General features: G+C 37.8%; 18 protein-coding genes, 6 pseudogenes and 1 other annotated feature. Of the genes and pseudogenes, 17 read left to right on the top strand and 7 right to left on the bottom strand.

The genetic code is table 11. From position 1 onward, the window contains the following. Positions 1-16 precede the first annotated feature (16 nt). Entirely contained in the window at positions 17-235 is a 219-nt protein-coding gene (locus tag HX129_RS15730; RefSeq protein ID WP_000550047.1) for a hypothetical protein, read from the top strand. A 312-nt stretch (positions 236-547) separates the two neighbouring features. Here HX129_RS15730 and HX129_RS15735 read toward each other — a convergent pair whose 3' ends face one another. Genes HX129_RS15735 through HX129_RS15745 form a run of 3 tightly spaced genes read right to left on the bottom strand, consistent with a single transcriptional unit; the run spans position 548 to position 6,528 of the window. Further along, on the bottom strand, positions 548-3,748 hold the full coding sequence (locus tag HX129_RS15735) for a tyrosine-type recombinase/integrase (protein ID WP_127800785.1): 3,201 nt from the start codon (positions 3,746-3,748) through the stop codon (positions 548-550). A 4-nt stretch (positions 3,749-3,752) separates the two neighbouring features. Beyond that, a complete protein-coding gene (locus HX129_RS15740; RefSeq protein WP_127800787.1) occupies positions 3,753-6,092 on the bottom strand; it encodes a hypothetical protein in 2,340 nt (779 codons plus the stop codon). Then, the gene (locus tag HX129_RS15745) at positions 6,079-6,528 is read right to left on the bottom strand and encodes a hypothetical protein (RefSeq protein ID WP_002046161.1); all 450 of its coding nucleotides are present in this window, start codon (positions 6,526-6,528) and stop codon (positions 6,079-6,081) included. The genes HX129_RS15740 and HX129_RS15745 overlap by 14 nt, the downstream gene beginning before the upstream one ends. 317 nt (positions 6,529-6,845) lie before the next feature. Here HX129_RS15745 and HX129_RS15750 point away from each other — a divergent pair, with 317 nt between their 5' ends. The 7 genes and pseudogenes from HX129_RS15750 to HX129_RS15780 all read left to right on the top strand — a co-directional run. Further along, positions 6,846-7,013 (top strand): YhfG family protein, encoded by a 168-nt coding sequence (locus tag HX129_RS15750; protein ID WP_000946583.1) that lies wholly within the window; start codon positions 6,846-6,848, stop codon positions 7,011-7,013. 12 nt (positions 7,014-7,025) lie between these two features. Then, complete coding sequence (locus HX129_RS15755; protein ID WP_179990952.1) at positions 7,026-7,622, top strand: putative adenosine monophosphate-protein transferase Fic; 597 nt, start codon at positions 7,026-7,028, stop codon at positions 7,620-7,622. Between the two features lie 349 nt (positions 7,623-7,971). Beyond that, on the top strand, positions 7,972-8,229 hold the full coding sequence (locus tag HX129_RS15760) for a hypothetical protein (RefSeq protein WP_004726728.1): 258 nt from the start codon (positions 7,972-7,974) through the stop codon (positions 8,227-8,229). Positions 8,230-9,149: 920 nt separating this feature from the next. After that, complete coding sequence (locus tag HX129_RS15765) at positions 9,150-9,455, top strand: helix-turn-helix domain-containing protein (protein ID WP_000366814.1); 306 nt, start codon at positions 9,150-9,152, stop codon at positions 9,453-9,455. Then, entirely contained in the window at positions 9,455-10,720 is a 1,266-nt protein-coding gene (locus tag HX129_RS15770) for a type II toxin-antitoxin system HipA family toxin (protein WP_000934717.1), read from the top strand. The genes HX129_RS15765 and HX129_RS15770 overlap by 1 nt, the downstream gene beginning before the upstream one ends. A 748-nt stretch (positions 10,721-11,468) precedes the next feature. Next, the gene (locus HX129_RS15775; RefSeq protein ID WP_179990953.1) at positions 11,469-11,663 is read left to right on the top strand and encodes a heavy-metal-associated domain-containing protein; all 195 of its coding nucleotides are present in this window, start codon (positions 11,469-11,471) and stop codon (positions 11,661-11,663) included. Positions 11,664-11,887: 224 nt separating this feature from the next. Further along, positions 11,888-12,061 (top strand): annotated as a pseudogene (locus HX129_RS15780) (cation transporter); the annotation flags it as partial. 80 nt (positions 12,062-12,141) lie between these two features. On the opposite strand, the gene HX129_RS15785 reads toward HX129_RS15780, so the two are convergent. The 4 genes and pseudogenes from HX129_RS15785 to HX129_RS15800 form a co-directional block, all read right to left on the bottom strand. Continuing rightward, the gene (locus HX129_RS15785; RefSeq protein WP_286436333.1) at positions 12,142-12,639 is read right to left on the bottom strand and encodes a reverse transcriptase N-terminal domain-containing protein; all 498 of its coding nucleotides are present in this window, start codon (positions 12,637-12,639) and stop codon (positions 12,142-12,144) included. Positions 12,640-13,214: 575 nt separating this feature from the next. Beyond that, positions 13,215-13,874 (bottom strand): annotated as a pseudogene (locus HX129_RS15790) (IS66-like element ISAba25 family transposase); the annotation flags it as partial. A 23-nt stretch (positions 13,875-13,897) separates the two neighbouring features. Beyond that, a pseudogene (locus HX129_RS15795) lies at positions 13,898-14,607 on the bottom strand (IS3 family transposase); the annotation flags it as partial. Continuing rightward, positions 14,216-14,332: a sequence feature (AL1L pseudoknot), on the bottom strand. It overlaps the preceding pseudogene by 117 nt. Before the next feature lie 162 nt (positions 14,608-14,769). After that, positions 14,770-15,942, bottom strand: a complete 1,173-nt coding sequence (locus tag HX129_RS15800; protein WP_127800989.1) for a replication initiation protein — start codon at positions 15,940-15,942, stop codon at positions 14,770-14,772. Between the two features lie 856 nt (positions 15,943-16,798). Between HX129_RS15800 and HX129_RS15805 the strand changes: the two genes are divergently transcribed. The 9 genes and pseudogenes from HX129_RS15805 (at position 16,799) to HX129_RS15845 (ending at position 23,160) form a co-directional block, all read left to right on the top strand. Beyond that, complete coding sequence (locus HX129_RS15805; protein WP_179990956.1) at positions 16,799-17,578, top strand: ParA family protein; 780 nt, start codon at positions 16,799-16,801, stop codon at positions 17,576-17,578. Positions 17,579-17,585: 7 nt separating this feature from the next. After that, entirely contained in the window at positions 17,586-18,497 is a 912-nt protein-coding gene (locus HX129_RS15810) for a ParB/RepB/Spo0J family partition protein (protein WP_119879449.1), read from the top strand. 430 nt (positions 18,498-18,927) lie between these two features. Continuing rightward, positions 18,928-19,311 carry a transposase gene (locus HX129_RS15815; RefSeq protein WP_179990955.1) on the top strand — a complete coding sequence of 128 codons (384 nt, stop codon included), beginning with the start codon at positions 18,928-18,930 and terminating at the stop codon, positions 19,309-19,311. Next, a complete protein-coding gene (tnpB, locus tag HX129_RS15820; protein WP_179990954.1) occupies positions 19,308-19,643 on the top strand; it encodes an IS66 family insertion sequence element accessory protein TnpB in 336 nt (111 codons plus the stop codon). Before HX129_RS15815 ends, tnpB begins: the two co-directional genes overlap by 4 nt. Before the next feature lie 74 nt (positions 19,644-19,717). Beyond that, positions 19,718-20,410 (top strand): annotated as a pseudogene (locus HX129_RS15825) (IS66-like element ISAba25 family transposase); the annotation flags it as partial. Between the two features lie 22 nt (positions 20,411-20,432). Next, a pseudogene (locus tag HX129_RS15830) lies at positions 20,433-20,933 on the top strand (IS3-like element ISAba29 family transposase); the annotation flags it as partial. 121 nt (positions 20,934-21,054) lie between these two features. Continuing rightward, entirely contained in the window at positions 21,055-22,113 is a 1,059-nt protein-coding gene (locus tag HX129_RS15835) for a 2,3-butanediol dehydrogenase (protein ID WP_004281883.1), read from the top strand. Positions 22,114-22,375: 262 nt separating this feature from the next. Continuing rightward, positions 22,376-22,774 (top strand): annotated as a pseudogene (locus HX129_RS15840) (aldehyde dehydrogenase family protein); the annotation flags it as partial. Continuing rightward, positions 22,774-23,160 carry a carboxymuconolactone decarboxylase family protein gene (locus tag HX129_RS15845; RefSeq protein WP_177155611.1) on the top strand — a complete coding sequence of 129 codons (387 nt, stop codon included), beginning with the start codon at positions 22,774-22,776 and terminating at the stop codon, positions 23,158-23,160. The pseudogene HX129_RS15840 and the gene HX129_RS15845, both read left to right, overlap by 1 nt. Positions 23,161-23,435: the final 275 nt, after the last annotated feature.

Below are 23,435 nucleotides of genomic sequence, written 5' to 3' on the forward strand. Positions count from 1 at the left end.
ACAGTAGGATAAAAACATGCACTTATTTAAATTAACTGACGAACAACTCGCACAAATTCTTATCCCGAAACGATTTGTACCACCTACTCCACCTGAACATGAAGGCAAGAATATGGTCTATGTATTTGATAGTGAGGATAAGTTTGAACTGACTTATGATGAGCTGGTGGAAATCATTAGCAAAGCTAGAATGGCTGGTCCGAAGTTGATACCTGTCTTAGGCACCGTGAATTAAATTGTGCAGTGTTCGCACGCCACTTGAAACATAACTTGATTGGAAATGAATTTGGGCTGAGAAAAATTCAGTTCAAATTTAACCTGACGGGCACACTAAAAAATGGGTAATTGTCAGATCGAGTTTGGACTACAACACTTTAGCTCATCGATTTACCATACCGCTAATCTTCACACCATTTTCGTAAATCCAGCAATCAAACTGTGATACTACATTCCGCTTATTAATCCAAGTCAGCATGGTGCTTTTCATAAAGGCAGTTTACTTATAAACAGGGAAATTTCTAAACAATTCCCCTTTAACATGCTTAGGCTATTTGATCCAGAGTTCATCTTTTTGCATCATTTTTAACATTAAATTAAATATAACCAGCGGAGTAACATTTTTTTTGTTAGAGCCGACAACTCTTTGAAAACTAAATTTAACGGTTCGCTCAGGAGCATCCAAATTAACTGGGTAGTTTTGTTTTTCTAAATACAGATGATCTCCTAACATTGGCTCTATACCAGTAATAAAATTAACAATTTGTTGCTCATCACCTTTCATTCGGCATTGAAAATGTAGAAAATTCTTACGCAGTTTTCCAAATAATAATAATATTTTAAGCGCCTTAACCATGTTCTTTTCTTTCAGTGCATCTTGCTGCCTATCATCTTTATAATGAAAATCAAGGAGAGGAATTATTTCATCTGGACGAGTCAGTTTTTTAGCCTTTTCGTAAAGTTCATCAAACCAACTCTCTTCTAAATTCTTACTATAAACATAATTCGTTTTTAAATTAAATTTTTGGCGATCCATCCATTTAGTGCTCATCCATTGACATCGTTGCATCCATTCTTGAGCTTGGGTATCTTCGCTTAATCGACCTTCTCTAAAACTTATCAAACGTTGAAAAGGTGTCAGAGTACTCTTCTCTATACTAAACTTCTTTTCTTGTCGGCCAGCCATCGTAACTGGCTGTGTTTGCTGATAAGAATTAAACCATTTCTGCTGCTGAGTATAACGATTTAGGTTTATGTAGTCTGTACTTGACTTCACTGGACTAAAACACTGTTCTAATACTTTTTTTGAAATGATACACGGCGAATTATAAATTCGATCGACTGCTAATAAATCCAAAACATGAAGGTAATTTGAAGCCGTTTGCTCAATACTGCTATGCCCCATCCAAGAGGCGAGCACCTGCCATTTATGTTGAATAATCTCTTCTTGAGCACGTGCTTTCATACCAAACAATAAATCCCTCATCTTTTTTGCTTTTACCCAAGGACAATCTGTGTAGGTCTTGATCATTTCTTTTGAACCGAGCAAAGTTATTGCTAGATAGTTAGCAGCACTGTGGCGTAATGTATGAAAACTAAAGCCATGATGCATACCTAATATTTGACTAAACAAATCTACTGTAATTTTGCTGATACATTGATCAGTTAATACACGATGATTCACACTAAAAAGTAGATCATCCTGCTGATTAACCAAATATTGCTCATAACGATGTTGTATGTAACGTTGTACTACTAAAAACTCATGTTCTGACAATGCAATTTTCAATGGTATTTGACGATTCGCACTTCGCGTTTTCAGACGGCGATATGAATTGTCTTGGATATGAAGCGTGATATTATTAAAAACTGTATTTTCTTTTTCTTTATAAAGTAGCTCTGGGCAAATAATATCTTGTATTTTAAGACAACGAACTTCATTTAATCGAAGTCCAGTTCTATAACTTAGTAAATACATCAGCTTTAAACAACTCAGATGATCGACCCACTCTGATGCCGTTGGCTCTTGACTTAAATTTTCTAGTTTTTCCAATAATTTGCCAAATAGCAAAGGACTCACTAGCCGTGCATTGCAAATTTGTAAATGCTTAAAACTTGAATTCTGTAACACCAATACCCCTGGAGCATCATAATTCTCTATACAGAATTGATGAAAATCTTTTAGGCGACCAAAACGGTATTCTGCGCTTTGGTGCATCTTACGAGAGGTTTTTCCTTTCACCGAATCTCGTTGAACTGCTTTTTCATCACGTTCACTGCTGTATTTCAATAGCTGCCGATATAAATCCTCATAGTCATCTATGGATTGTTGCTTTAAATCTAATTTATTGAGCCAAATCTCAAATATAAATTCTTTGCCAAACGATCCTAAGTAGCTTTCAATAGTTGATAATTGAAGCCCTCGTTTTTTTAAATGCATTAACCAGTGAATTAAGCGTAGTTGAGCATCAATTAAAGACTTTTCCTCCGTATTAGCATCAACTATCTTCTCCTCTAACACCCTTCTAGTTTCTTGCCAAAAACGTAGCGTGCGTTCTTCTTTATTCCTCTTTTTATCTAAACGCTCAACTTTTTGACCTTTACGTTTCTTTTGACCAAACAACATCAACTCATACGGAATCGTTTGTAATTTGCTTTGAACAGTCGGAACTTCAGGAAGTAACTGCTCTTGTTCAAAATGAATAGGGCGATTATCTGGTTCTGTGACTTGATTGTAATCATTATTCCACAGCAATCTAAATTCGGATGGCCTTAAAGCAACAGTATTAATCTCTTGCTGAAGCACATTACTCAAAAATATATCTATGCTGAGGTTTGGATTAAATTCGAGTACCATTTGCACATCATTAAATGCACGAAATCCACGGCGTTTAATTTGATATTGCAGATCCCCAAGACTTTTTTTCCTGCCTATCTTACTCAAGCTTTCTAAAATACAATCTTCAACTGAATGTTGCAGACAAAATTCTTTCTGAGCAGCTTTCAACTTTTTTAAATATTGCAAAATGAACTGCGCATATGGGTTAAAAAAAACATGTTTCCATTGGTACAACTTTCCCTGTTCTACATCGTTGCCATATTGAGAGTTTTCAACACGATAATGTAGTAACAATGGATTAGTGATTTTTTTGTAGTCCGAATGGTATAACCGAAAACAATTCAGATCTGTACCAAGCTCAATGGCCTCCTGCAATTGCTTCTGAATAGCAATCAAATGCTGTTCATCTGCACAGCCTGAAATATATATAAAACTTAAGCATAAATTTCCCCATAAGTACTTTGGTTCATTCCAATATTCAAATGAATCTTGCCAATACTGCCTTAATTCCTTAAGTACATGGATATGTAGATGCCCCTGTTCTAACCGTGACTCTGTACTCTCAATTTTTCTAGGCAGTACGATCCGTTTAGTATGTGGATTTAGCTTAATTCTGTATGATTTTTTATCTACATTCTGGTTGAATTGCTTCCTTCTTTTATTAAATTCATCTTCAGTAAATTGCATCAGTTTTGATTGTTCGTCTCGGCTCAACTTTTGACTCAAACAATCAACACTATCTTTAATGTCATGCCATTTTTCAGCGATCTGCTGATCAAGTTTTTGCTGCATTTCTTTCGTCAATACTTCAGGTGGAGAAGGCTGTCTATCTAGCGACTTTTTCACCATTTTATGAATATCAACAAATAGATCATCTAGTTGTGGTTTTATTAGTTCTTTGATTTTTTGCATACAACTATTTTCGCTCTAAGTGTTTAATCGATAAAGATTTGACATTATCTTGCAATTGCTGGCGGGCTTGCTGTACATAGACATTCGGGATAAGTGAAGAATGCGGATGAAAAGCCTCTCGGTCACGTTGGTCATGACCATACAGGGCCTGAATTAAGTGAAAAGCTAATGCTGGTTTACCCTCTTGCTGCTCATGCATCAAAAAGTTCATGTCAAAATGACGTAACCAATTCGAATACATATTCTTTGGAAAGACTCCTTGCATATATGAATTCACCCATTTTCTCGATAAAGGGATTAACTTAATTTTCCTGCTCTGCCATTCTTTGACAGTTATCGGCAAGATATCTTTACTAAAAATGACCTTACCAAAAAGATCATTTACAGTTATCTTCTTCTTTGCAAAGACTTGTCTAAAAAATGAACCGTACGCTTCAATAATTTGTTCTAAAAAGGCAGTGTAATTTTGCAGTGTTTTTATGAAAAAATCAGATAAAGGGATAAAACGACCATCTTTTCTTGCTTTACTATTTTTTTTATCATTCACATATAAAAGCTTGAGCTCAACACAATAATCATCCAAATTCCCCAACAGGTTTTTTTTAGGCCGACTTGCCAAACTCAACAAACTGATATGCCACATCCAACACGCATATGCATTAAGTTGATTAATAATGTGCTTATCTTCTTGGATGTTTTCGTGACAATGTCTATGTAAAATATGGAATTGCTCTTTCACAAAATTGGGTTCAAGTGCCAGTTGGCTCCCTATCCTTCCTATAGATAATGCAGATTGCACTTTGAATTGTTGTTGCAATATTTTTAGTTCAGCCGTGTCTTCAGTAAAATGTGTGGAATGTGGTGTAAGTGCTTTTTCTAAAAAGGCTAGATATGTGCTACTGAGTTGAGTTTTCGGTAGCCCGCCATAATAGATACCAGGCATGTGATGCTGACTATCCCGCCCAGCAATTACATGAGCAAGATATTCATTATATGTTTCATAATATATATGAAAATATAATTGAGCCTGCAGTTTTTCTACAGTGATCGAACCTACAAACCGATTATCAAGCCAATTCTTAAGTTTCGTATTAATGTGTGTTGATGAAATTAGTGGATTCGATGCTTGTTCTATATAGTCAAACCAAGCAGAAGGTAAATGTAGTTGATGTGTCATCACTTCATTCCACCGCACATGATTTAAGCTCTTAATCTTCTGCTCTGTAATTTTAAGATTTAATTTGAGTAAATATTCGCGACGTCTACTTGAACCATTCTGGATCAAAATTCCATCTTGAATAAGCTCGTTAAAATCCATCAGTGCGACGGGTGATAATCCCGTCAAAAGTGACAATAAACATGCTGCAGCGATTGCAGCATCCCTCCAGTGCCCGGATAACTCGGTTCTCAACACATAAACAATTTGCTTCAGTATATCTGGCGCCAAATAATGTGGATTTGTAACAAAAGGAGCATGACGGCGCTGGCGATGCCGCATTAGATGCGTCGCATTATCGCTGAGTATATAATTTAAATTTTTAGACTTTTCATCTTCTGAATAAAACTCCATTTCAGGATCTAATAGATCAACTTCACCCTCTTCATCTTTGTGAAGAGCGGCATCATAAATACTAATCTTTGCGTTATGTCCAATATCTACTTGCTTACCCGTTTTAATTTCACGAAATTTTTTGAGTTCATTTTTCGTCGGCCATTGCAAAACTTTGCTTTTTTTTGACTTACGCTGACGATGAACTACACGACGATCATCTAGTCTTTTAAAAATTATTAATAGAGCCGATAAATACTCTATGACTTGTACTTGTTCGAAATCTTTAATATTAAAAAGTTGATTACGATCCTCTTTTTTCAAATTACGTTCGTACGTGACATAACAATTTAGCAGCTTACTACATTCATGAAATAATTCAGCATGATTAGAATCCAGCACATATCGTGAGACATAGCGTAATAGGTCACAAACATGTTTTTGCTTATTCTCAGCTTTATCAATTTTTGCAAATTCTTGATACTGCCGATATGTTAAAAAACTCGCTTGTAGAATCAAATAACGTTGCGATGACAGCTCTTGTGTATTACTAGAATCTGGACATGCAAAAAAACTCACAGCAGCTAAAAAAGAATACTTACCGATCTGTCTGGAGCCTGATATATAGCTATAAATTTGTTGTGCTAATTTGTATAGAGCGTAGACATCTTTATACAAATCATCTGATAGATCGACAAATTGTGTATTTACAATATCATCACGTAATAGACAATAATCTTGTTGATATTTTTCTGCTAAATCTAAGAATTGCTCTTGTGTTTCAATGTTTGGCATATTCATTTTCGCTTAATATTTTTATCACGTTGCATTGTTTAAATTCATTGTGATCAGAACGATTTGGTAAAAGTTGATCCTTTATTGAATTCTTTGTTAGCTTAAAAAATCTTGCAAAAAATTTAGCATCCAGTTCTTTCTGAGCTTTTCTTTCAAAGCACAAGTGTTGTTGTGATTTTTCGATAAAATCATCAAGATTATGTATCAACTGTAAGATTGCAACATAATTAGAATGCACACGTAAGCCTGGCTCCGTTTGCATCAATAGCAAGATTTTTTGCCAAATTTTCACATAGATTATTTTGAACTTTGCTTGTACTACTACTTTCTGACTCTGTTTAATCTTTTTGATTTTCAGTAGTTCTGAGTTAATTTTTACTATCTCAAGTTGAACATTTTTTCGGTCAAAGCAAAAGGGCATGATAAATTGCCCCATAAAAATTTCTATATTTTTTACCAAATAGTCAAATCTTAACATTTTTATCGATTTAAAAAATGAGCATATCTTTGTATATGAAACTTCATTTAATTTATCAACTAAATTTTCTCAAAATTACAATTCTCAACAAATACATACGGTTTGCTTATCTATGACGGTCTAAATTTTAAGAATTCTTCCACTTTTTTTTAGTTTTCTGTTATTACATGAAACAATACCGTTGTATTACATTTTAGAAATGCTGTGTATGCAGCATTGATCAAAAAGATTCTCTGCTATACTTACTTCACGTGTAGCATCAATGGAGTTTCGAAATGCTCAGAACCACTGAACAGAAAAGAAAATATATTCAAGCGACACGTTCGCAAAACTATCAAGCCAGCCTAAAGCTTGAAGGCATTACAACGACAGCTCAAACAACTCAACAAAGTAAAGCTGAAATCTTGCAAAAATATAAGAAGTATTCGCAACCCGAATCTTAGTCAGGTGCATGTATGGATAAATATGGGGAAATGGGTGACAGCCTGTATTGTTACCCTGGCACAAATATCCTAAAGAACAAACTCAATATTCGTGATGAACAAATTTTAGAACAAGCTGAACTAGAACTGTCTGGATTGGCAAGTAACTTAATTGAATATGCTGAACCACCTTACGACTTACAATACTTAAAATCAATTCATGCGCAGCTCTTTGGCGACTTATACGACTGGGCAGGAAAGTTAAGACAAATCGATATTTCCAAAGGTGACACCCGTTTTTGTAATTTTTCCCGTATTGAAATTGAAACCAATAAACTACTCAAACCGCTTCAAGAAAAAAAATACTTTCAAGGCTTAGCACCACAACAACTGATTCCTCAACTTGCCGACTTGTATTGTGAGCTTAATGTCATACACCCATTCCGTGAAGGTAATGGACGTACACAACGGATTTTCTTTGAGCATCTGATTGCTCATTGTGGTTATGGTATTGATTGGTCTCGCATTGACTCTCAACAACAATGGATTCAAGCCAATATTGAAGGTTTTTATGGTAATTTAAATCCATTAATTAAGATTTTTGAAATATGCTTTATTCAAAATACCTAAAATTTAAGTAGTCGAAGCCCACAATCCTTAATGAGCCATCATCTTTGCTTCAATCCACTGATTAATTTCCCAAATAAACCAACAATCACGATTCTTAGAAATCTTAATACTCTTCGGGTAATTTAGGATCGTAATATTCAGATTACTTATCCAGAATTGAATAGATCGTTAACTTAGATAGACTTTTAAGCAATGTAACTTGCCGCATGTTTATCAACATATGTCTCAAAAAATTCTGCCCATACATAGATTTATGGTGTTTAGTGCTTAAATTTCAGATTAATCTTCGTCTGATGACCTGAATGGATGTTACAGATTACATGCAGGTGAATTACTCTGTGGCTGTATCATGGCTTTTGTGCAATCCAATCCATTTGATCCGAATGTTCTCTTTTGCAATAAAGCAGCCTCTTCTGCTTTTCCTGAACCAACGAACTATGTCATTGATTTGATTCAACCGACAACAGTGATGCTGAATCAAATCTCCAAAGAAGGGATTAAATGCAAGAAATGTGGTAAGAAAAAGATAGGGGATGGAAGTTATTATCCGTCTAATTGGAACCAGCCCATGAGTCGAGATCAGTTGAGTAAGAATCATTTTAAATGAATAAGAGAAGGATGGCTTACCTCACTTCTCCGAATAACAATGCTATGCTTTTCAACCAAGGTTATAAATTGGCAACTACATTTCATTCTTCTTCATGCTGGTCCTATAGCCTGTAGACAATTACTACATCATTTGCATTCAATGCTCAATACAGCCTGTCAGCAGAACCGCAGCGATACTTTTTTTCGTGCATACATGTAGTGTTTAAATCCATTCATTTTTCAATGATCCTCTGCCGTTTATCACATTTATGGTCGATCTTTAACCTTGTGAAAAATGCACATACCGATCCCTTCAAACTGTCAAATTTATGTATGCATGACATTTAAAGAAAATTATCTGATCAATTTTTTTAGGTAAAATTCATCAAGAAAAAAGTTATTATTATTCATAACATCACCAATAACCACATAAAAACAATAATTTAATAAATTATTATTCCAATTTTTTTATATTTAGTGTTATTACCTCTAAATCCATGTTTACCACCTTCTATTACATAAGTAATTTAGAAGTATCCACGATATAAATTGCTTGCCCTCACACCTCTCCCCTCTCACGCCCAAAAAATTTATACTGAAAGGCAGATTAAGCCCGTTCGAGTTACATATAGCCGCATGCTATATTGAAAGCATTAAGAAAATATCCTCAATATTTATAGGATTTTTAAAGTATGAACTAATTTTCGAAGAACCCTTTCTAAGTAATGTGACCTATTAGGAAAAATGAAAATACTGAAATCTCCGTATCAACAATCAGTCAAAGTACATCCTGATGATTTTCTGTAACCGATACCCAAGGACTATACCTACCCTTCTGATGTGCTGTGCAACAAAGCCCTCCTTAGCCACACTATAGCTATAGATTAATTCCATTATTTTGTGATTTAATTAAATTATTCATTCTTAAGACCCAATTTAATGGATTTATATTTCACTAAACCAGAAGAAGTTGTGACTCTTTTAGGTGAGCGTTTACGTAAGCAACGACTCTTTCTGGAGATGTCTCAAGCTGAGGTAGCAGCACGCGCTGGTGTCGGCGTGAATACAGTTTCGAATCTTGAAGCGGGACGAAATGTATCTGTTGAAAATTTAGTCCGTATTGCAATGGTCTTGGGTCGATTAAACGAACTTCAGGAACTATTTAAACCTCAGCTTAACAGTGTGAATGACATTCTTCGCTATGAGAGTCAAAGTAAGCGCCACCGTATTAAGAGGAAGGGATAATGCTCAATAGACTTAATGTTTATTACAACGGTTGGGGCGAATCATGGTTATGGGGAACGCTGATTAGTTCAACAGCCACGACAGGTAGACCCACCATTGCTTTTGAATATAGTCCAGAAGCAATACAGCAAGGTGTTGAGCTCTCTTCTTACTTGCTGCCTTTAAAAGGTCTACCATTCAGACAAGGTTTTCCTACTCATCAAATGGGACTCCCAGGTCCAGTCTATGACGCTTTACCAGATGGTTGGGGCATGATGTTGATGGATCGATATTTCAAAAAAATTGGCTTAAATTCAGCACGAATTGGACCTTTGGAGCGTCTGACCTATATTAGTAGTCACGCAATGGGTGCCCTCTCCTTTGAACCTTGTGTTGCTGACATGCAAACCTCAGAAAATATCCCTTTACAACAACTGGCCCAGGAAGTTCAAGAAGTACTCAAAGGTGAAGGTGGTGAATTTCTACAGCATTTATTGGTCATGGGTGGCTCCCCTCAAGGTGCCAGACCAAAAGCGTTGGTTTACCGAGATCCTGTCAATTTAGAGTTTTCGACTCAAGATTCTGATCAACATGAAGCCTGGCTGATTAAGTTTCCTGCTCAGCAAGAGCATCCTGAAGTCTGCGCCATTGAAGCCGTCTATGCAGAATGTTTGCGACTTTGTGCAATTGAGACTCCAGATACCCATTTCTTTAATTTGCCCAATGGTTTAACGGCTTTTGCTTCTAAACGATTCGATCGTCAAAATGGTATGCGGATTCCAATGCAGAGTTTGGCTGCATATACAGGAGCAGACTATAAAGTTCCAGGTAGCCTAGACTATCGCAATTTTCTCCGGGCAACCTTGATGTGTACGCAAGATGTACGAGAAAGATTGCATGCTTTTAAACGTGCTGTGTTTAATGTGCTTTTCAATAATCGGGATGACCATACTAAGAACTTTTCATTTCTCATGGAGAAAAATGGTCAATGGAAATTGGCTCCAGCCTATGATGTGACCTTCTGCGAGGGTCCAGGTGGTTATCATCAAATGGACATTATGGGAGAAGCGCTCAATATTTCCCGAAATGACATACATAAACTCGGTACTTCAGAAGCTAATCTGACTACTCTAGAAGTCGATGAGATCATCTTGACCATGCGTGAAATTGCACTTCAATTTAGTCAAATTGCGCAGCGCCTGTATCCCCATCAAATTCGAGAATCTACCCTACAGATGATTCAATCACGGATTCAACAGAATATTGATTTTTTAACTGAAACCTAAGCGTAAATATAAACTAAGCGCCAACCATCAACTGCAAATAGACTTTGATATAGTTAGTCGCTACATAATCTGTAGAACCTGTGAATTAGCTCTCTTTATAATCACGAATATTAGATGGATCACCGCCAAGATATATTCTGCAAACGTGAAATCACTACATCCAGATCGAAAATCACTAAGAAAAAACTGTCACCAAAAAAAGGTCTGCACTATGGATAGATGCAGACCAAACTCTGGATAACTACCAGCACGAGAAATATGTCGCAATTTTGCATAGACATGAATTTGATAAAATCAGCCCAGAAAGCCAGAAATTCATAAAAACTATTTCATCAATCCCCTATAACTTAATCACGTTCATGGTCGATCTTAAATCTTGTGAAAAGTACTCATGCTGACCTAGCCAAACTGTAAAACTCATGTATTCATAGCCTTTAAATGAATCTTTCAATCGGTATATTTAAGGTAAAAACTAGTAATCAGAAGTTATTATCACCCCCATATAAAACAAGGATCAACTTAAAAACAATAACTTAGTAAATTATTCTTCCATTTTTTTTATATTTAGTGTTATTTACTGTAGTCATTAGAACACTCTTCTTTGGAATACTCTGAAGAAAACTGTAAGGTTGTAAACAGACCAAGTTACAGCGAGTAACTGATTCAGAAAAAGGCTGGTTGTATGGTGAAAGTTTAGAGTTACTGTTCTAATGTTTTAAACAAATGTTTTGTTAAAAAGGAGCAACATATGAAATTTCACATCGCTAATATGACTTGTGGTGGTTGTGCACGCGGCATTACTACCGCAATTAAAGAGCTCGACTCGAATGCCTCACTCGATATTGATTTACAAAACCGTATTATTGAAATCAACACAACGGTGAGTCAGGATCAAGTCATTGCCACTCTCAGTGAGCGTGGATTTACAGCTGATCCTGCTTAATCTCTGTTAGAGTAACAGTGGGAATTCCTTACCACTTTTACTCTCTTATTTTCCTCATCGTACAGATAAAACCTGTACTTGCTTGAAATAAAAGTAATCCCTGAATTCCACCTAATCTTGGTTCGAGCTGATCTTCGCATATAGAACTCAGCATATCTAAATGATAGAGATCGTATATGAGTACCGAAATGACTGATACGCCACACTACAGTTAAACATTAGAGATTGAGGGGATGACATGTGCTTCTTGTGTAGGCCGTGTGGAAAAAGCTTTAAAATCTGTTGAGGGTGTTGAATCGGCTCATGTAAATCTGGCTACCGAAAAAGCAGTCATTTATGCGCATCAACCACTTGATCGCGCTACTTTAATTAAAGCCGTAGAAAAAGCAGGCTACGAAGGGCTTTGTTGCATAAATATGTAAGCATCTGATTTAAATAAATTTAATTTTGGATCAAAAAACAATCAAAACTTTTAAAATCATATAGTTATGAAATCTTTGTGCAACAAAGCCCTGAATCCATAAGAGTTCCGATCAGCAGTGGTCTCCGCGATGGGTTCCAAAGCCAGCAGATGGAGCGCCTGCATGGCCCGGCATTTCATCGTGGGTATCCCGAGAGGTCTCATCTTGCCATTTTTCTTCGGAATAAGGACTCTCCGAAGCGGAAGGGGCGTGTAACCTCGCCTCTTCAACGACATCATCGCACCGGTCTTGGCCTTGGGTGTATTCCAAGTCACCTTGTCGACCCCAGCCGTGTTTTTGCCTTTGTTTTCAGACACTCGTTTTACGGCCAATGCTTTGCCACTAAACGAGTGAGTCAGCAGCCATTGCAAAGCTTTCGCCTTGTTATACCTGCCGTCTTGTACCGCCTTCACAATACGCGCTTGCAGCCCTCTGACATGACGCTGTACAGCAATCCAATCGATGCTGTCCCACGATGTGCTGGAAGGCGCACACGCTGATACTGCTGCGTTCATTTGCTCTCCCTCCATTAAAAGGGTTCTACACACTCTCTTGTGATGAGAGACCATAAGGACGTCAGCCCGCTTTCGCGTGAGGTAATGTTTCAACCTCTATCCAACCCATTACAGACTGGCATTCGCTTTTTCCTCGTTCCTTCGCCCGCATCACCATGGGCAGTTTTTGCAAACTGCTTTCCCAATGGGGGTAATACGGGATTTCCACGTTCCGCTTACTGAAGTACATCGGCTTAGGTGCCTGCTATCGACCGGGAGGCGTATGGGTCACGAATGCGTAGTAGAAAGACGCGATTCCCACCTCCATTACCGTTTTGGTTCGAGCGTATTAGCCATTTCCGCTCGTTCAATTTAACGATCTTTGCGCAGATTCACATGTGTTCACCATACCGATTATCTAGCCCTTGTCCGGCTATGGCTGCCAGAAGAGTACGCCTCTCACGATTGATACCCCGCACCTTGCGGTGCCTCGTTACATTGTCGAAGGCGCTCTTTATTCAGCCTTCTAGATTCACCCGGTGACACGGGTGGTTCCCGCAGGGGGAACAACTTCATTAAGCGACTTCGTGTCGCACCTCTACCCAATTATTGCAAATCGGTAGATTGCCATCATCCAAATAGCGGCTTAAAGCTGGCCAACGCTTCAGAGTGTAATTGATGGCCTTGGCGGTGGGAGAACTCGATGGCACCGTCAGATGATGTTGGTTGAGCCATTCATATAGTTGTTGCATCACTGGTTGACTATGCTGTTGTCGGTATTCGCGGCGGTCTTCCGCTGTACCATCGGTCTTTTTCCTGAGCTCTGCTTCTATCGCATACAGTTTCTGAATCAGCACTAATGCCTGTTCAGCGACCTGACTTTTCCCAGTTACATGCAGTTCATGGAATTTACGACGTGCATGGGCCATGCAGCCCACCTCAATGACCTGGCCTGATTTAAAGCGTGCTTTATAACCACTGTAATCATCACAGACTAGATAACCCTGCCAGCCTTTCAAGAACTCTGCAGCATGCTGGCCTGAACGACTATCCTGAAAGTCATAGATCACCGCCTGAACTGGATTGTACTGTGTAGTGGCATAGGCCCAGACATAACCTTTCTTCGGTTTTTTATCATTCTCACCCATCCGCATGATGGTGACTGGTGTTTCATCTGCATGCAGCACCTGCTGTTGCAGCACTACCTCTTTTAAGGCATTGGCCAGAGGTTCCAGTTCTACACCGCAGCGACCTATCTGAGAAGCATTGCTTCGCAAGGGTCAGGATGATCTGCATTAAAATTGCGTTTTACTAAGTCATCTGCTCGTTTTTGATCATCTCGGCTACGGGTGGTTTGTTTATTCTTACCACGCCAAACACCTTGTATACCTAGCTTCTGCATCAATCGAGCAACTGTACAACGTGCGATAACATAACCTTCACGTTTCAATTGTTGCCAGACCTTACGCACACCATATCGACCTAAACTTTCTTTCCAAATACGTTTGATTTGCTCTGCATGATATAAATCATGCAGAGCACGTTTCGCTCGATGTTCTGGGTTATCAACGAGATCTAAAGCCCGATAATAGGTCGAAGCTGCAATCGGTAAAATTCTACAAATCGCATCAACACCATATCGATCTTTATTGTGATGGATAAAATCCACCATTATTTGTGTGGGCGGTCGAGCTCCGCCTGGGCGAAAAAAGCGGCTGCTTTACGTAGAATTTCATTGGCACGTTTTAATTCTTTAATTTCACGTTCCATTTGCTTCATTTTTTCTTGGTCAGATATCTGTTGTACTTTGGCAGGATTTAGTTGATCCATATGCTTTAAATACCAAACACGCAATGTTTCAGGAGTACAACCAATCTTAGGTGCAATAGCTGTGATTGCAGCCCAAGTAGAAGGATAATCTTTTTCAGATTCAATCAATAATTGAACCGCTCTTTCTCTGATTTCAGGGGTATATTTTGGTTTTGTCATTGGAACATTCTCTCAAGAAAGTTGGTCTCCGACAAACCCGGTACGGTTCAGTCTCAATTTTCACACTTTATGCAACAGAGTCGTTTTTATCCTAAGGTCCTTACCACTTGTATTCTTTACGAACATATATCTAAAAAGTGTAGCAAGTTGCTACACTTTTCGCTAGATCAACTCTTTACCAAAAATATCATTCAGTCTTTCACGAATACTATGGACGAATTCCGGATTACTTTTAAGTTTATGCTTCATATTTCGTTTAAAGTCATTCAACCCCATACCAATTTCAGCAAAATCCATTTGGAATAAAGTGTCATTAATGACAATATTTGCTTGAGAGTCAGTGAGGCATCCTACTTTTTTAAACCACTTCTTGAACTGCTGATAATTTTCATCATTATTAAAAATATACCAAGAACGTACATTCATATCGAATTTAGCCCCTAATTCTTTTACGGATGCATTGTCTTCAAATGGAACATCAAGATAGATTTTTTCAATCACTGCAAATTCATCCAGTGCCTTATCAGCAATCCGATGATGCAGTTTAAAATTCACACCTACAATTGGACGGCCTTTCTTAACGGTTTCATACTCTAACTGTAGATCTGTATTTTCGTTAATTTCTGCCACTATTTTGTCTAATACATAGCGTCTAAAATCTACCCAGCGATCATATTTGGTTTCATTAATATCAATCAGTGCTTTCAAGTTTTCTAAAAGTAATGGCACTTCATAACTCTTTTGATTGGCGTACTTAAATTCGTTTTTAATGAAATAAGTATAAAGACTCATACTGGCAACAGAATCTAGGGCAAAAAGATGTTTTAGCTGATAGGTAGTAAAATTACCCCCAGCCAGTTGAGTGAAATACGGCAACACCTCACTGGTAAAACGAATCTGAATCGCATTTTTAGAATCATCTTCCCATCTTAACTCACGGATAATGGGAACGACAGAATGTACTTTTTTAGTCTTTCTCTTACCATTATCAGCTGGCTCCTCAATAATAAAATGAGCTACCCGGGATGAAAGCTCTTTATAAATCCGATCTATTGCAACATTAATTGAATTACGTTTATTTAATCCTAGTAAATCTGCCAAATCATCCTTATACAAATAAATATAAGTTTGTTCGGTAATTTCACCATCTACCCTATTTTTCTCACTATAATTCGCAACCGCCATTGCATATAAAAGTGCCTTATATTCATTGGCTGATAATTCGATTGGGCGAATTAAACGGTTACTGGTACTGACAACGCCATTATGGCGAATGTTGCCTATACAGTAAGGAATATAATTCGATTCTTCTTGCAATGGTTCAGATTCTGTCATAACCGTGATATTTATAATTTAACTTAGTTTTTATATACAAAAGTGGAAAAACTTTCAAGACTTTCACCACAATATTCTAAAAGTGGAAAGTTTGTCATCAAAAAGAAGCATTTTAGCCGATTTCCTGCACTTAAAGTGGAATTAATTATAATCTTTCCACCCCATGATGACAGACCTTCCACCTTTAGTCTCGAAATTACAGTTCAGAAGGTCTATTTTTACTTTTTTCATTCAGGTCTAGTTAGGTTAAGTCAGATAAAAACCCTGATGTGACAAGGCTTCCACCTTTTTGTTAGATTTAAAAGGTATAACTGCACATATAATCATCAGGAAATATCCAATAAAAACAGATTATCCACAGGTTAAGAAGATACAGTGACAATCTTTCCACCTTTAAAGCTTAGTTATGAGACTTTATTAACAGCTTAAATATTTGTTTTTTAAATTATTTTTAAATAAAAATAGCAGTTATAAAAATAGTAGTGACAAACCTTCCACCCTAGTGACAGACCTTCCACTTTATAGTGACAAACCTTCCACTTTATAGTGACAGACCTTCCACTTTACGGTGACAGACCTTCCACTTTATAGTGACAAACCTTCCACTTTATAGTTACAAACCTTCCACTTTTAAAGTTACAAGCACTTGTTTTATATAATAAAAATATGATCCTAATTATTAATTAGCTAAATAACTAATTATTCTAATTTTTAATTAAGCTAGCTTAGTTAAAAATTTATTTTTTAAGTTGTTTTACAGCTGAATAAATAGGATTTATAAATTTAAAAACTATAGTAAGATGAATGAAAGTTATTTATATTACTAAACATTGAAATAAGGAAGCATCTGACACGCATGTCTGCAAAAATTATTACTGTTGCTAACCATAAAGGCGGATGTGGCAAAACAACGACTGTTGTACACCTAGCCTCAGAACTTGCCAATCTTGGCTACAAAGTTTTAGTCATTGATTTAGATCCTCAAGCAAACGCAAGTTTACACATTGGGATCCAACATCCAAGCGAAATTGCTGTCACTACAGCAGAATTACTAGTGGGCGATATTTCGTTGTTGGCAGATGCATTACAAGAAGAAACGAACTTTGAAAAAGTATCATTAATTTATGGTTCCTTAAATTTAGGAAAAACTGAAGATCAACTAAAAGAAGAAGCTCCCCGTCCTTCTGAAGAGTTAAATATCAAGTTAAAACTATTAAAAGATCTTTATGATTTTATATTGATCGACTGTCCACCTAGCCTTAAATTATTAACAAGCAATGCCTTGGCATCTTCAACACATGTCATTATCCCTATCGAATCAGGATCACAATATGGATTGTATGGGGTAACAGATCTTTTAAATCATCTTGAAAAAATCAAACGTATTAATCCAGATTTAGAGCTTTTAGGCGCTTTACTAATTAAGCATGATGAACGTCAGAATGTCTGTAAGCTGATTCGGGATGAAGCCTTGAAACAGGTAGGTAAAATTTTAGAAACCACAATTCCTCAAAGTACTAAAGTCAATCAAGCAGCGATTCTGCAACAACCACTTTTGAAAGTAGAAAAAAATTCAAAAGTACGTAAGGCTTTTGAAAGCCTTGCCAATGAAATTGTAGTGAAAATTAAAACCTGAGAGCATTATGGCAAGCACCAAAGAGCTTTTAGCTCAGAAACTGAAACAGAATACAGAAAAACATCAGCAAGCACAGAAAGACAATATTAAAGAGCCGAAAGAGTTTAGACGTAATGTCCCTATTGAGGATATCAGCCGAAGTCCAAACCAGCCGCGTAAAATATTTGAAGAGTCACAGTTAAAAGAACTGGCGGATTCTATTAATGAAATCGGCCTTTTGCAGCCCATTACAGTGCGTAAACTGGATAATCTGAAATATGAACTGATTGCAGGCGAGCGACGCTTACGGGCACATCAATTACTCGGAAAGTCTGTGATTGAAGCCATTATAATTGATGCAAATAATGTAGAAGCATCTTTGTTAACCCTGGCAGAGAATTTAAAGCGTCAGGATCTGACAGATTATGAGATTTTTATTGGCCTGAACTCACTTGATGAGAAATTAAAGAAAAACAAGCAACGTTTAGCCAATTCACTGGGTTTAAATCGCGAAGATATGTACAAGTATTTAGCATACGAAAAACTGCCGCAAGCAATTTTAAATGACCTTGATGTGGAACCAGGCTTGCTAGGCCGTACTGCTGCAACTGCATTCAAAAAATTTCTATCGGATCATCTTGAACAACTCTCTGAAGCCGAAGTGGCCTTACTCGGAGCTTGGGAAAAATTAAAAGACAAAAAACTCGAGCAAAGTAAAGTTACTACTTATGCTGAAAAACTATTGAGTCAGAATCCAGAAAAACTGACCACAACATCCGTGGTCAGAAAAATTGAATATGCCGGTAAGATTGCGGGGAATATCAAACTGAATCAAAAACAGCTTAAGGTTTCTCTGAATATCTCGGAAATTGACGAAGCCAGTCTCTTACAATTAGAAGATTTCTTAAAACAGCTGATTCAAAAAAGCGAAAAAGTGTAGCAAGTTGCTACACTTTCTTAGCACCCTGAAACTAATTACATCCTCATGCATTATTGAAATTTATTTTCTTAAGTATGCTTCTTTACATTTGGTCTTTGAGAGTACTGTTACTTCGGACTGAGATTAAATTCTGCCTTTCTTCTTGTGGAGTAGTTTTATATTTATCCGGAAATATTATATATGTCCATATAAGCACTCCCAGTTTTCAGGTTTTGTATCAAAATAATCAATTCTTATCAGATTTTTCGATAGGGAAGTATATGTGCTGGTGGAACATAAATAATTTGGTGGTGTTTCAAAAGGTATGCTGCCGTTAAAAAAATACGTTATTAAGGTAAAAGAAAGTAAGCATCCAGCTAACACAGCCTTACCAAGCGATCCTATAAGCCTTAATTTAGTTCCCACCTAAAAACAAGTGGGGACTTAATCTATGAACATGGATATATATTCAGCAACACCTCCTGTTGCTAAAAAACGCAGAACATACAGCAAAGAATTCAAATTCAGTATTGTCAATGCCTGCAAAAATCCTAATACCTCGATCGCTTCGGTCGCACTGCAACATAGTATTAATGCCAACCTTGTCAGTCGTTGGATCAGGATCTTCAGCCATCATGATGGTGCCGTGCAGGATCCTACTCATGTGAATCCAGCATTTATTGCTTTGCCTTACACTGCTGCAATCAGCCAACCTATTGATGAGAGGATCACGTTGTGTATCACCGTGCCTCATACGAATAATGATATTCAGCTAAAATGGCAGACATCAGAAATACCTGCCTTGGCAGAATTACTCAAGGCACTGGCAACATGATCCGTATCAATGAAATTTGGCTCTCTACCCAGCCCATGGACATGCGTGCAGGTATGGATACGACCATGGCTCAGGTGGTGAGAGCCTTTGGCTACATCAAACCGCATTGCGCCTACCTGTTCTGTAATAAACGTGGTCATCGTATGAAAGTGCTGGTACATGATGGACTGGGCATCTGGCTGTGTGCCAGGCGGCTGGAACAGGGAAAATTCCACTGGGCTCAAGTTCACCAAGGTGAAACCGTGGTCCTCAACCCGGAACAGTTACAGGCATTAATCCAGGGTTTGCCCTGGCAGCGCATTGGACGACAGCAAGTGGTAACAATGCTCTAAACCAAGCTCGGCTATTCTGCTATTCTCCAAACGTTCTATTTCATTCTCTTCATGACCTCAGGCATACTGCGGTCATGAATACGCTGCCTGACTTAAGCCAACTGACCCATGAACAACTGCTGGAATTTACCCGGCAGTTGGCGATGCAGCATCAGTCTCTAGCACAATCAAACCAGCAATTAGATTCTAAAGTTCAACATCTTTCTATTCTCAATCAAAAATACGAGCATGAACTGGCGCTGTTTAAAAAGCACAAATTCGCCCAAAAGAATGAACACTTAACGGCAAAACAAATCCATCTGTGGGATGAAGCGGTTGAAGAAGATATTGCCGCGGTTGATCTAGAACTGGAACGGCTAAATGCAGATAAAACTAATGCAGCGACACAGAAAGCCAAAACCAATAAACCTAAACGTCGACCACTGCCAGATCATCTACACACCATCCGTATTGAGCATGAACCTGCATCAACCCAATGTGCTTGTGGCTGCCAACTCCGTCGTATCGGCGAAGATGTCAGTGAAAAACTGCATTTCAGACCGGCACAGTTCTATAAGGAACAGCATGTGCGTGGTAAATGGGTCTGTGATCAGTGTGACACCCTGACTTAGCAAGCGATGCCCGCCTATGTGATTGATAAAGGCATTGCTTCACCTGAACTGCTCAGCCATGTGCTGGTATCGAAATATGCCGATCATTTGCCGCTGTACCGTCAACGTCTGATCTATCAGCGGGCGGGAATCGAACTTTCTAGATCAACTTTATCTCTTGCGAAGCAGTGCTTCTCAGGTCGCTGACTTCACGTATATTCAAACTCATTCAGGCTGGGTCTATACCGCCTTTATTATTGATGTGTTCTCGCGAGCAATTGTTGGATGGAAAGTATCAACACGTATGAATACAGATATGGTGCTCGATGCACTGGAGCAAGCATTGCATGATCGAGGCATGCCAAAGAACGTGATTCATCATAGTGACAGAGGCGTGCAATATCTTTCCATTCGTTATACCAATCGTTTAGAAGCAGCAAATTTACGAGCATCAGTCGGTACGACCGGTGATTCATACGATAATGCTTTGGCTGAAACGGTGAATGGCTTATACAAAACAGAGGTGATTGAATATTTAAAAGCGGATTGGCAAGGTTTAGCAGATGTACAACTTGCGACACTAAACTGGGTAGATTGGTTCAATAAAGAGCGTGTACACAGTGCACTGGGTTATGTATCACCTTTTGAGTTTGAAGCAATGTACTATGATAAGATTAACCCGTTAGGTCAGGTGGCCTAACTTAAATAAAAAAGTCTCCGACAAACCCGGTACGGTTCAGTTCACAAACTACATTACAGGTCAGTCTATTTTGACAGATGGTGGAATGGTTTACCGTTAACATCAATATAAGGAATACAAAATGAAAGCAGCTCGTTTTTATGACCGAGGGGATATTCGAATTGAAGATATCCCTGAACCGAAAGTACTTCCAGGCACAGTTGGAATTCAAGTTGCGTGGTGTGGTATTTGCGGTACGGATTTACATGAATTCATGGAAGGTCCTATTTTTATTCCACCTTGTGGTCACCCACACCCAATTTCGGGAGAATCTGCACCTGTAACAATGGGACATGAATTTTCAGGCGTGGTTTATGCAGTTGGAGAGGGTGTAGATGATATCCAAATTGGGCAACATGTCGTAGTTGAACCCTACATTATTGCTGACGATGTGCCGACTGGCCCCAATGATAAGTATCATTTATCAAAAAATATGAACTTTATTGGTTTAGGCGGACGCGGTGGTGGTCTTTCTGAAAAAATTGCAGTTCAGCGGCGTTGGGTACATCCTATTTCAAATGATATTCCTTTAGACCAAGCAGCATTGATAGAACCTTTATCTGTCGGTCATCATGCCTATGTCAGAAGTGGCGCAAAAGCTGGCGATATCGCACTGGTTGGTGGAGCAGGCCCAATAGGCTTACTTTTATCTGCTATTTTAAAGGCTAAAGGTCTCACGGTTATCATTACTGAACTGAGTGCAAAACGTAAAGAAAAAGCGATAGAAGCGGGTGTTGCCGATTATGTACTAGACCCATCTAAGGTTGATGTAGTTGCTGAGGTAATGAAAATTACAGAAGACCGCGGTGTAGATGTCGCTTTTGAATGTAGTAGTGTCAATAAAGTCATGGATACACTCGTTGCAGCAATGAAACCAACTGGTGTAGTCGTTATCGTTTCTATTTGGAGCCATCCTGCCACAATTAATGTGCATAGTGTGGTCATGAAAGAGCTCGATATTCGTGGAACGATTGCTTATGTCAATGACCATCAGGAAACCATCCGTTTAGTCGAGCAAGGTAAGATTAATCTAGAACCTTTTATTACCCAACGTATTGCATTAGATGATCTTGTTTCTAAAGGCTTTGAAACGCTGATTCATAATAATGAGTCTGCTGTAAAAATTATTGTTCATCCATAGTAAAGCCTAATTTGAATAAGCTAGAAATAAACTCTATGTAGCTATTTCTAATATCTTTATCGATAGAGAATGAGTCTGTACGTACAGATTCATTCTCAAATTTACAGTGTTGAGTGCCAGTATGATTTTGATCATAGAGCCTAGTAAAGATATAAGGCTTTGTTGCATAAATATGTAAGCATCTGATTTAAATAGATTTAATTTTAGATCAAAAAATAATCAAAACTTTTAAAATCATATAGTTATGAAATCTTTGTGCAACAAAGCCGTTGCAGGTGGAAAACAACACAGCGCTGGTGAGTTATTTTACGAACCGACCATTATTGCCGATGTAACTGCAGAGATGGATGTTGCAACTCAAGAAACTTTTGGACCATTAGCTGCAATTTTTAAGTTCGAAACTGAGCAACAAGCAATTGAGATGGCCAATGCCACAGAATTTGGTTTAGCTGCTTACTGCTACACACAAGATTTAGGTCGTGCGTGGCGCATGAGTGAACAACTCGAGTACGGTATGGTTGGAATTAATAAAGGCTTGATTTCAAATGAGGTTGCACCGTTTGGTGGAATTAAACAGTCAGGTTTAGGGCGCGAAGGCTCAAAATATGGCATTGAAGATTATCTCGAAATCAAATACACCTTATTTGGAGGATTAGGCTAATGAGTAATGAAAAATTTGAAAAAGGTTTAGCGATTCGTAAACAGGTGCTTGGCGAAGCTTATGTCAATAATTCGATCAACAATGCTGATGATTTTAACTTACCTTTACAGGAACTGGTCACGGAGTATTGTTGGGGGGCGGTCTGGGGACGTGAAGAACTGAGCAAACCTGAACGTAGTCTAATTAATCTGGCTATGATATCAGCCTTAAACCGTCCGCATGAATTGAAGCTACATGTTAAAGGAGCTTTACGTAATGGCGTGCCTAAAGACAAAATTCGAGAAGTACTCTTGCAAGTAGCAATTTACTGTGGCGTGCCAGCTGCTGTAGATAGTTTCCGTATTGCAAAAGAAGCAATTTTAGAATATGAACAGGAAAATATTTAAAAATTTTACCAATCAAAGGTTAAAATTATAACCGCATTATTAAATGCGGTTATTCTATTTGCGATTGAAACCTATGAATACTTTCAGCATAAGAAATATTGACAATTAAAGTGAGTAAATCATTACCATATATCAAAATTAATGAAAATTTTGCCACTTGATATCAATTTAACATAATCACTATTATACGCAATTGGCATGTAACTCCAAAATAGAAATGTCCGGTTTCTCCAAAGTAAAAATGTCCGCTTTTAGAATATGCACTTTTGCAATTT

This window comes from Acinetobacter sp. 251-1, assembly GCF_030329305.1.
GTDB lineage: Bacteria > Pseudomonadota > Gammaproteobacteria > Pseudomonadales > Moraxellaceae > Acinetobacter > Acinetobacter piscicola_A.

What these genes read in the sequence shown, in the direction of transcription:
- HX129_RS15785 (WP_286436333.1), bottom strand. Translation starts at nt 12,639, where the DNA reads ATGAACGCAGCAGTATCAGCGTGTGCGCCTTCCAGCACATCGTGGGAC.
- HX129_RS15845 (WP_177155611.1), top strand. Translation starts at nt 22,774, where the DNA reads ATGAGTAATGAAAAATTTGAAAAAGGTTTAGCGATTCGTAAACAGGTG.
- HX129_RS15765 (WP_000366814.1), top strand. Translation starts at nt 9,150, where the DNA reads ATGGATTTATATTTCACTAAACCAGAAGAAGTTGTGACTCTTTTAGGT.
- tnpB (WP_179990954.1), top strand. Translation starts at nt 19,308, where the DNA reads ATGATCCGTATCAATGAAATTTGGCTCTCTACCCAGCCCATGGACATG.
- HX129_RS15815 (WP_179990955.1), top strand. Translation starts at nt 18,928, where the DNA reads ATGAACATGGATATATATTCAGCAACACCTCCTGTTGCTAAAAAACGC.
- HX129_RS15750 (WP_000946583.1), top strand. Translation starts at nt 6,846, where the DNA reads ATGCTCAGAACCACTGAACAGAAAAGAAAATATATTCAAGCGACACGT.
- HX129_RS15760 (WP_004726728.1), top strand. Translation starts at nt 7,972, where the DNA reads ATGGCTTTTGTGCAATCCAATCCATTTGATCCGAATGTTCTCTTTTGC.
- HX129_RS15735 (WP_127800785.1), bottom strand. Translation starts at nt 3,748, where the DNA reads ATGCAAAAAATCAAAGAACTAATAAAACCACAACTAGATGATCTATTT.
- HX129_RS15745 (WP_002046161.1), bottom strand. Translation starts at nt 6,528, where the DNA reads ATGGGGCAATTTATCATGCCCTTTTGCTTTGACCGAAAAAATGTTCAA.
- HX129_RS15770 (WP_000934717.1), top strand. Translation starts at nt 9,455, where the DNA reads ATGCTCAATAGACTTAATGTTTATTACAACGGTTGGGGCGAATCATGG.
- HX129_RS15755 (WP_179990952.1), top strand. Translation starts at nt 7,026, where the DNA reads ATGGATAAATATGGGGAAATGGGTGACAGCCTGTATTGTTACCCTGGC.
- HX129_RS15740 (WP_127800787.1), bottom strand. Translation starts at nt 6,092, where the DNA reads ATGCCAAACATTGAAACACAAGAGCAATTCTTAGATTTAGCAGAAAAA.
- HX129_RS15775 (WP_179990953.1), top strand. Translation starts at nt 11,469, where the DNA reads ATGAAATTTCACATCGCTAATATGACTTGTGGTGGTTGTGCACGCGGC.
- HX129_RS15805 (WP_179990956.1), top strand. Translation starts at nt 16,799, where the DNA reads ATGTCTGCAAAAATTATTACTGTTGCTAACCATAAAGGCGGATGTGGC.
- HX129_RS15835 (WP_004281883.1), top strand. Translation starts at nt 21,055, where the DNA reads ATGAAAGCAGCTCGTTTTTATGACCGAGGGGATATTCGAATTGAAGAT.
- HX129_RS15730 (WP_000550047.1), top strand. Translation starts at nt 17, where the DNA reads ATGCACTTATTTAAATTAACTGACGAACAACTCGCACAAATTCTTATC.
- HX129_RS15810 (WP_119879449.1), top strand. Translation starts at nt 17,586, where the DNA reads ATGGCAAGCACCAAAGAGCTTTTAGCTCAGAAACTGAAACAGAATACA.
- HX129_RS15800 (WP_127800989.1), bottom strand. Translation starts at nt 15,942, where the DNA reads ATGACAGAATCTGAACCATTGCAAGAAGAATCGAATTATATTCCTTAC.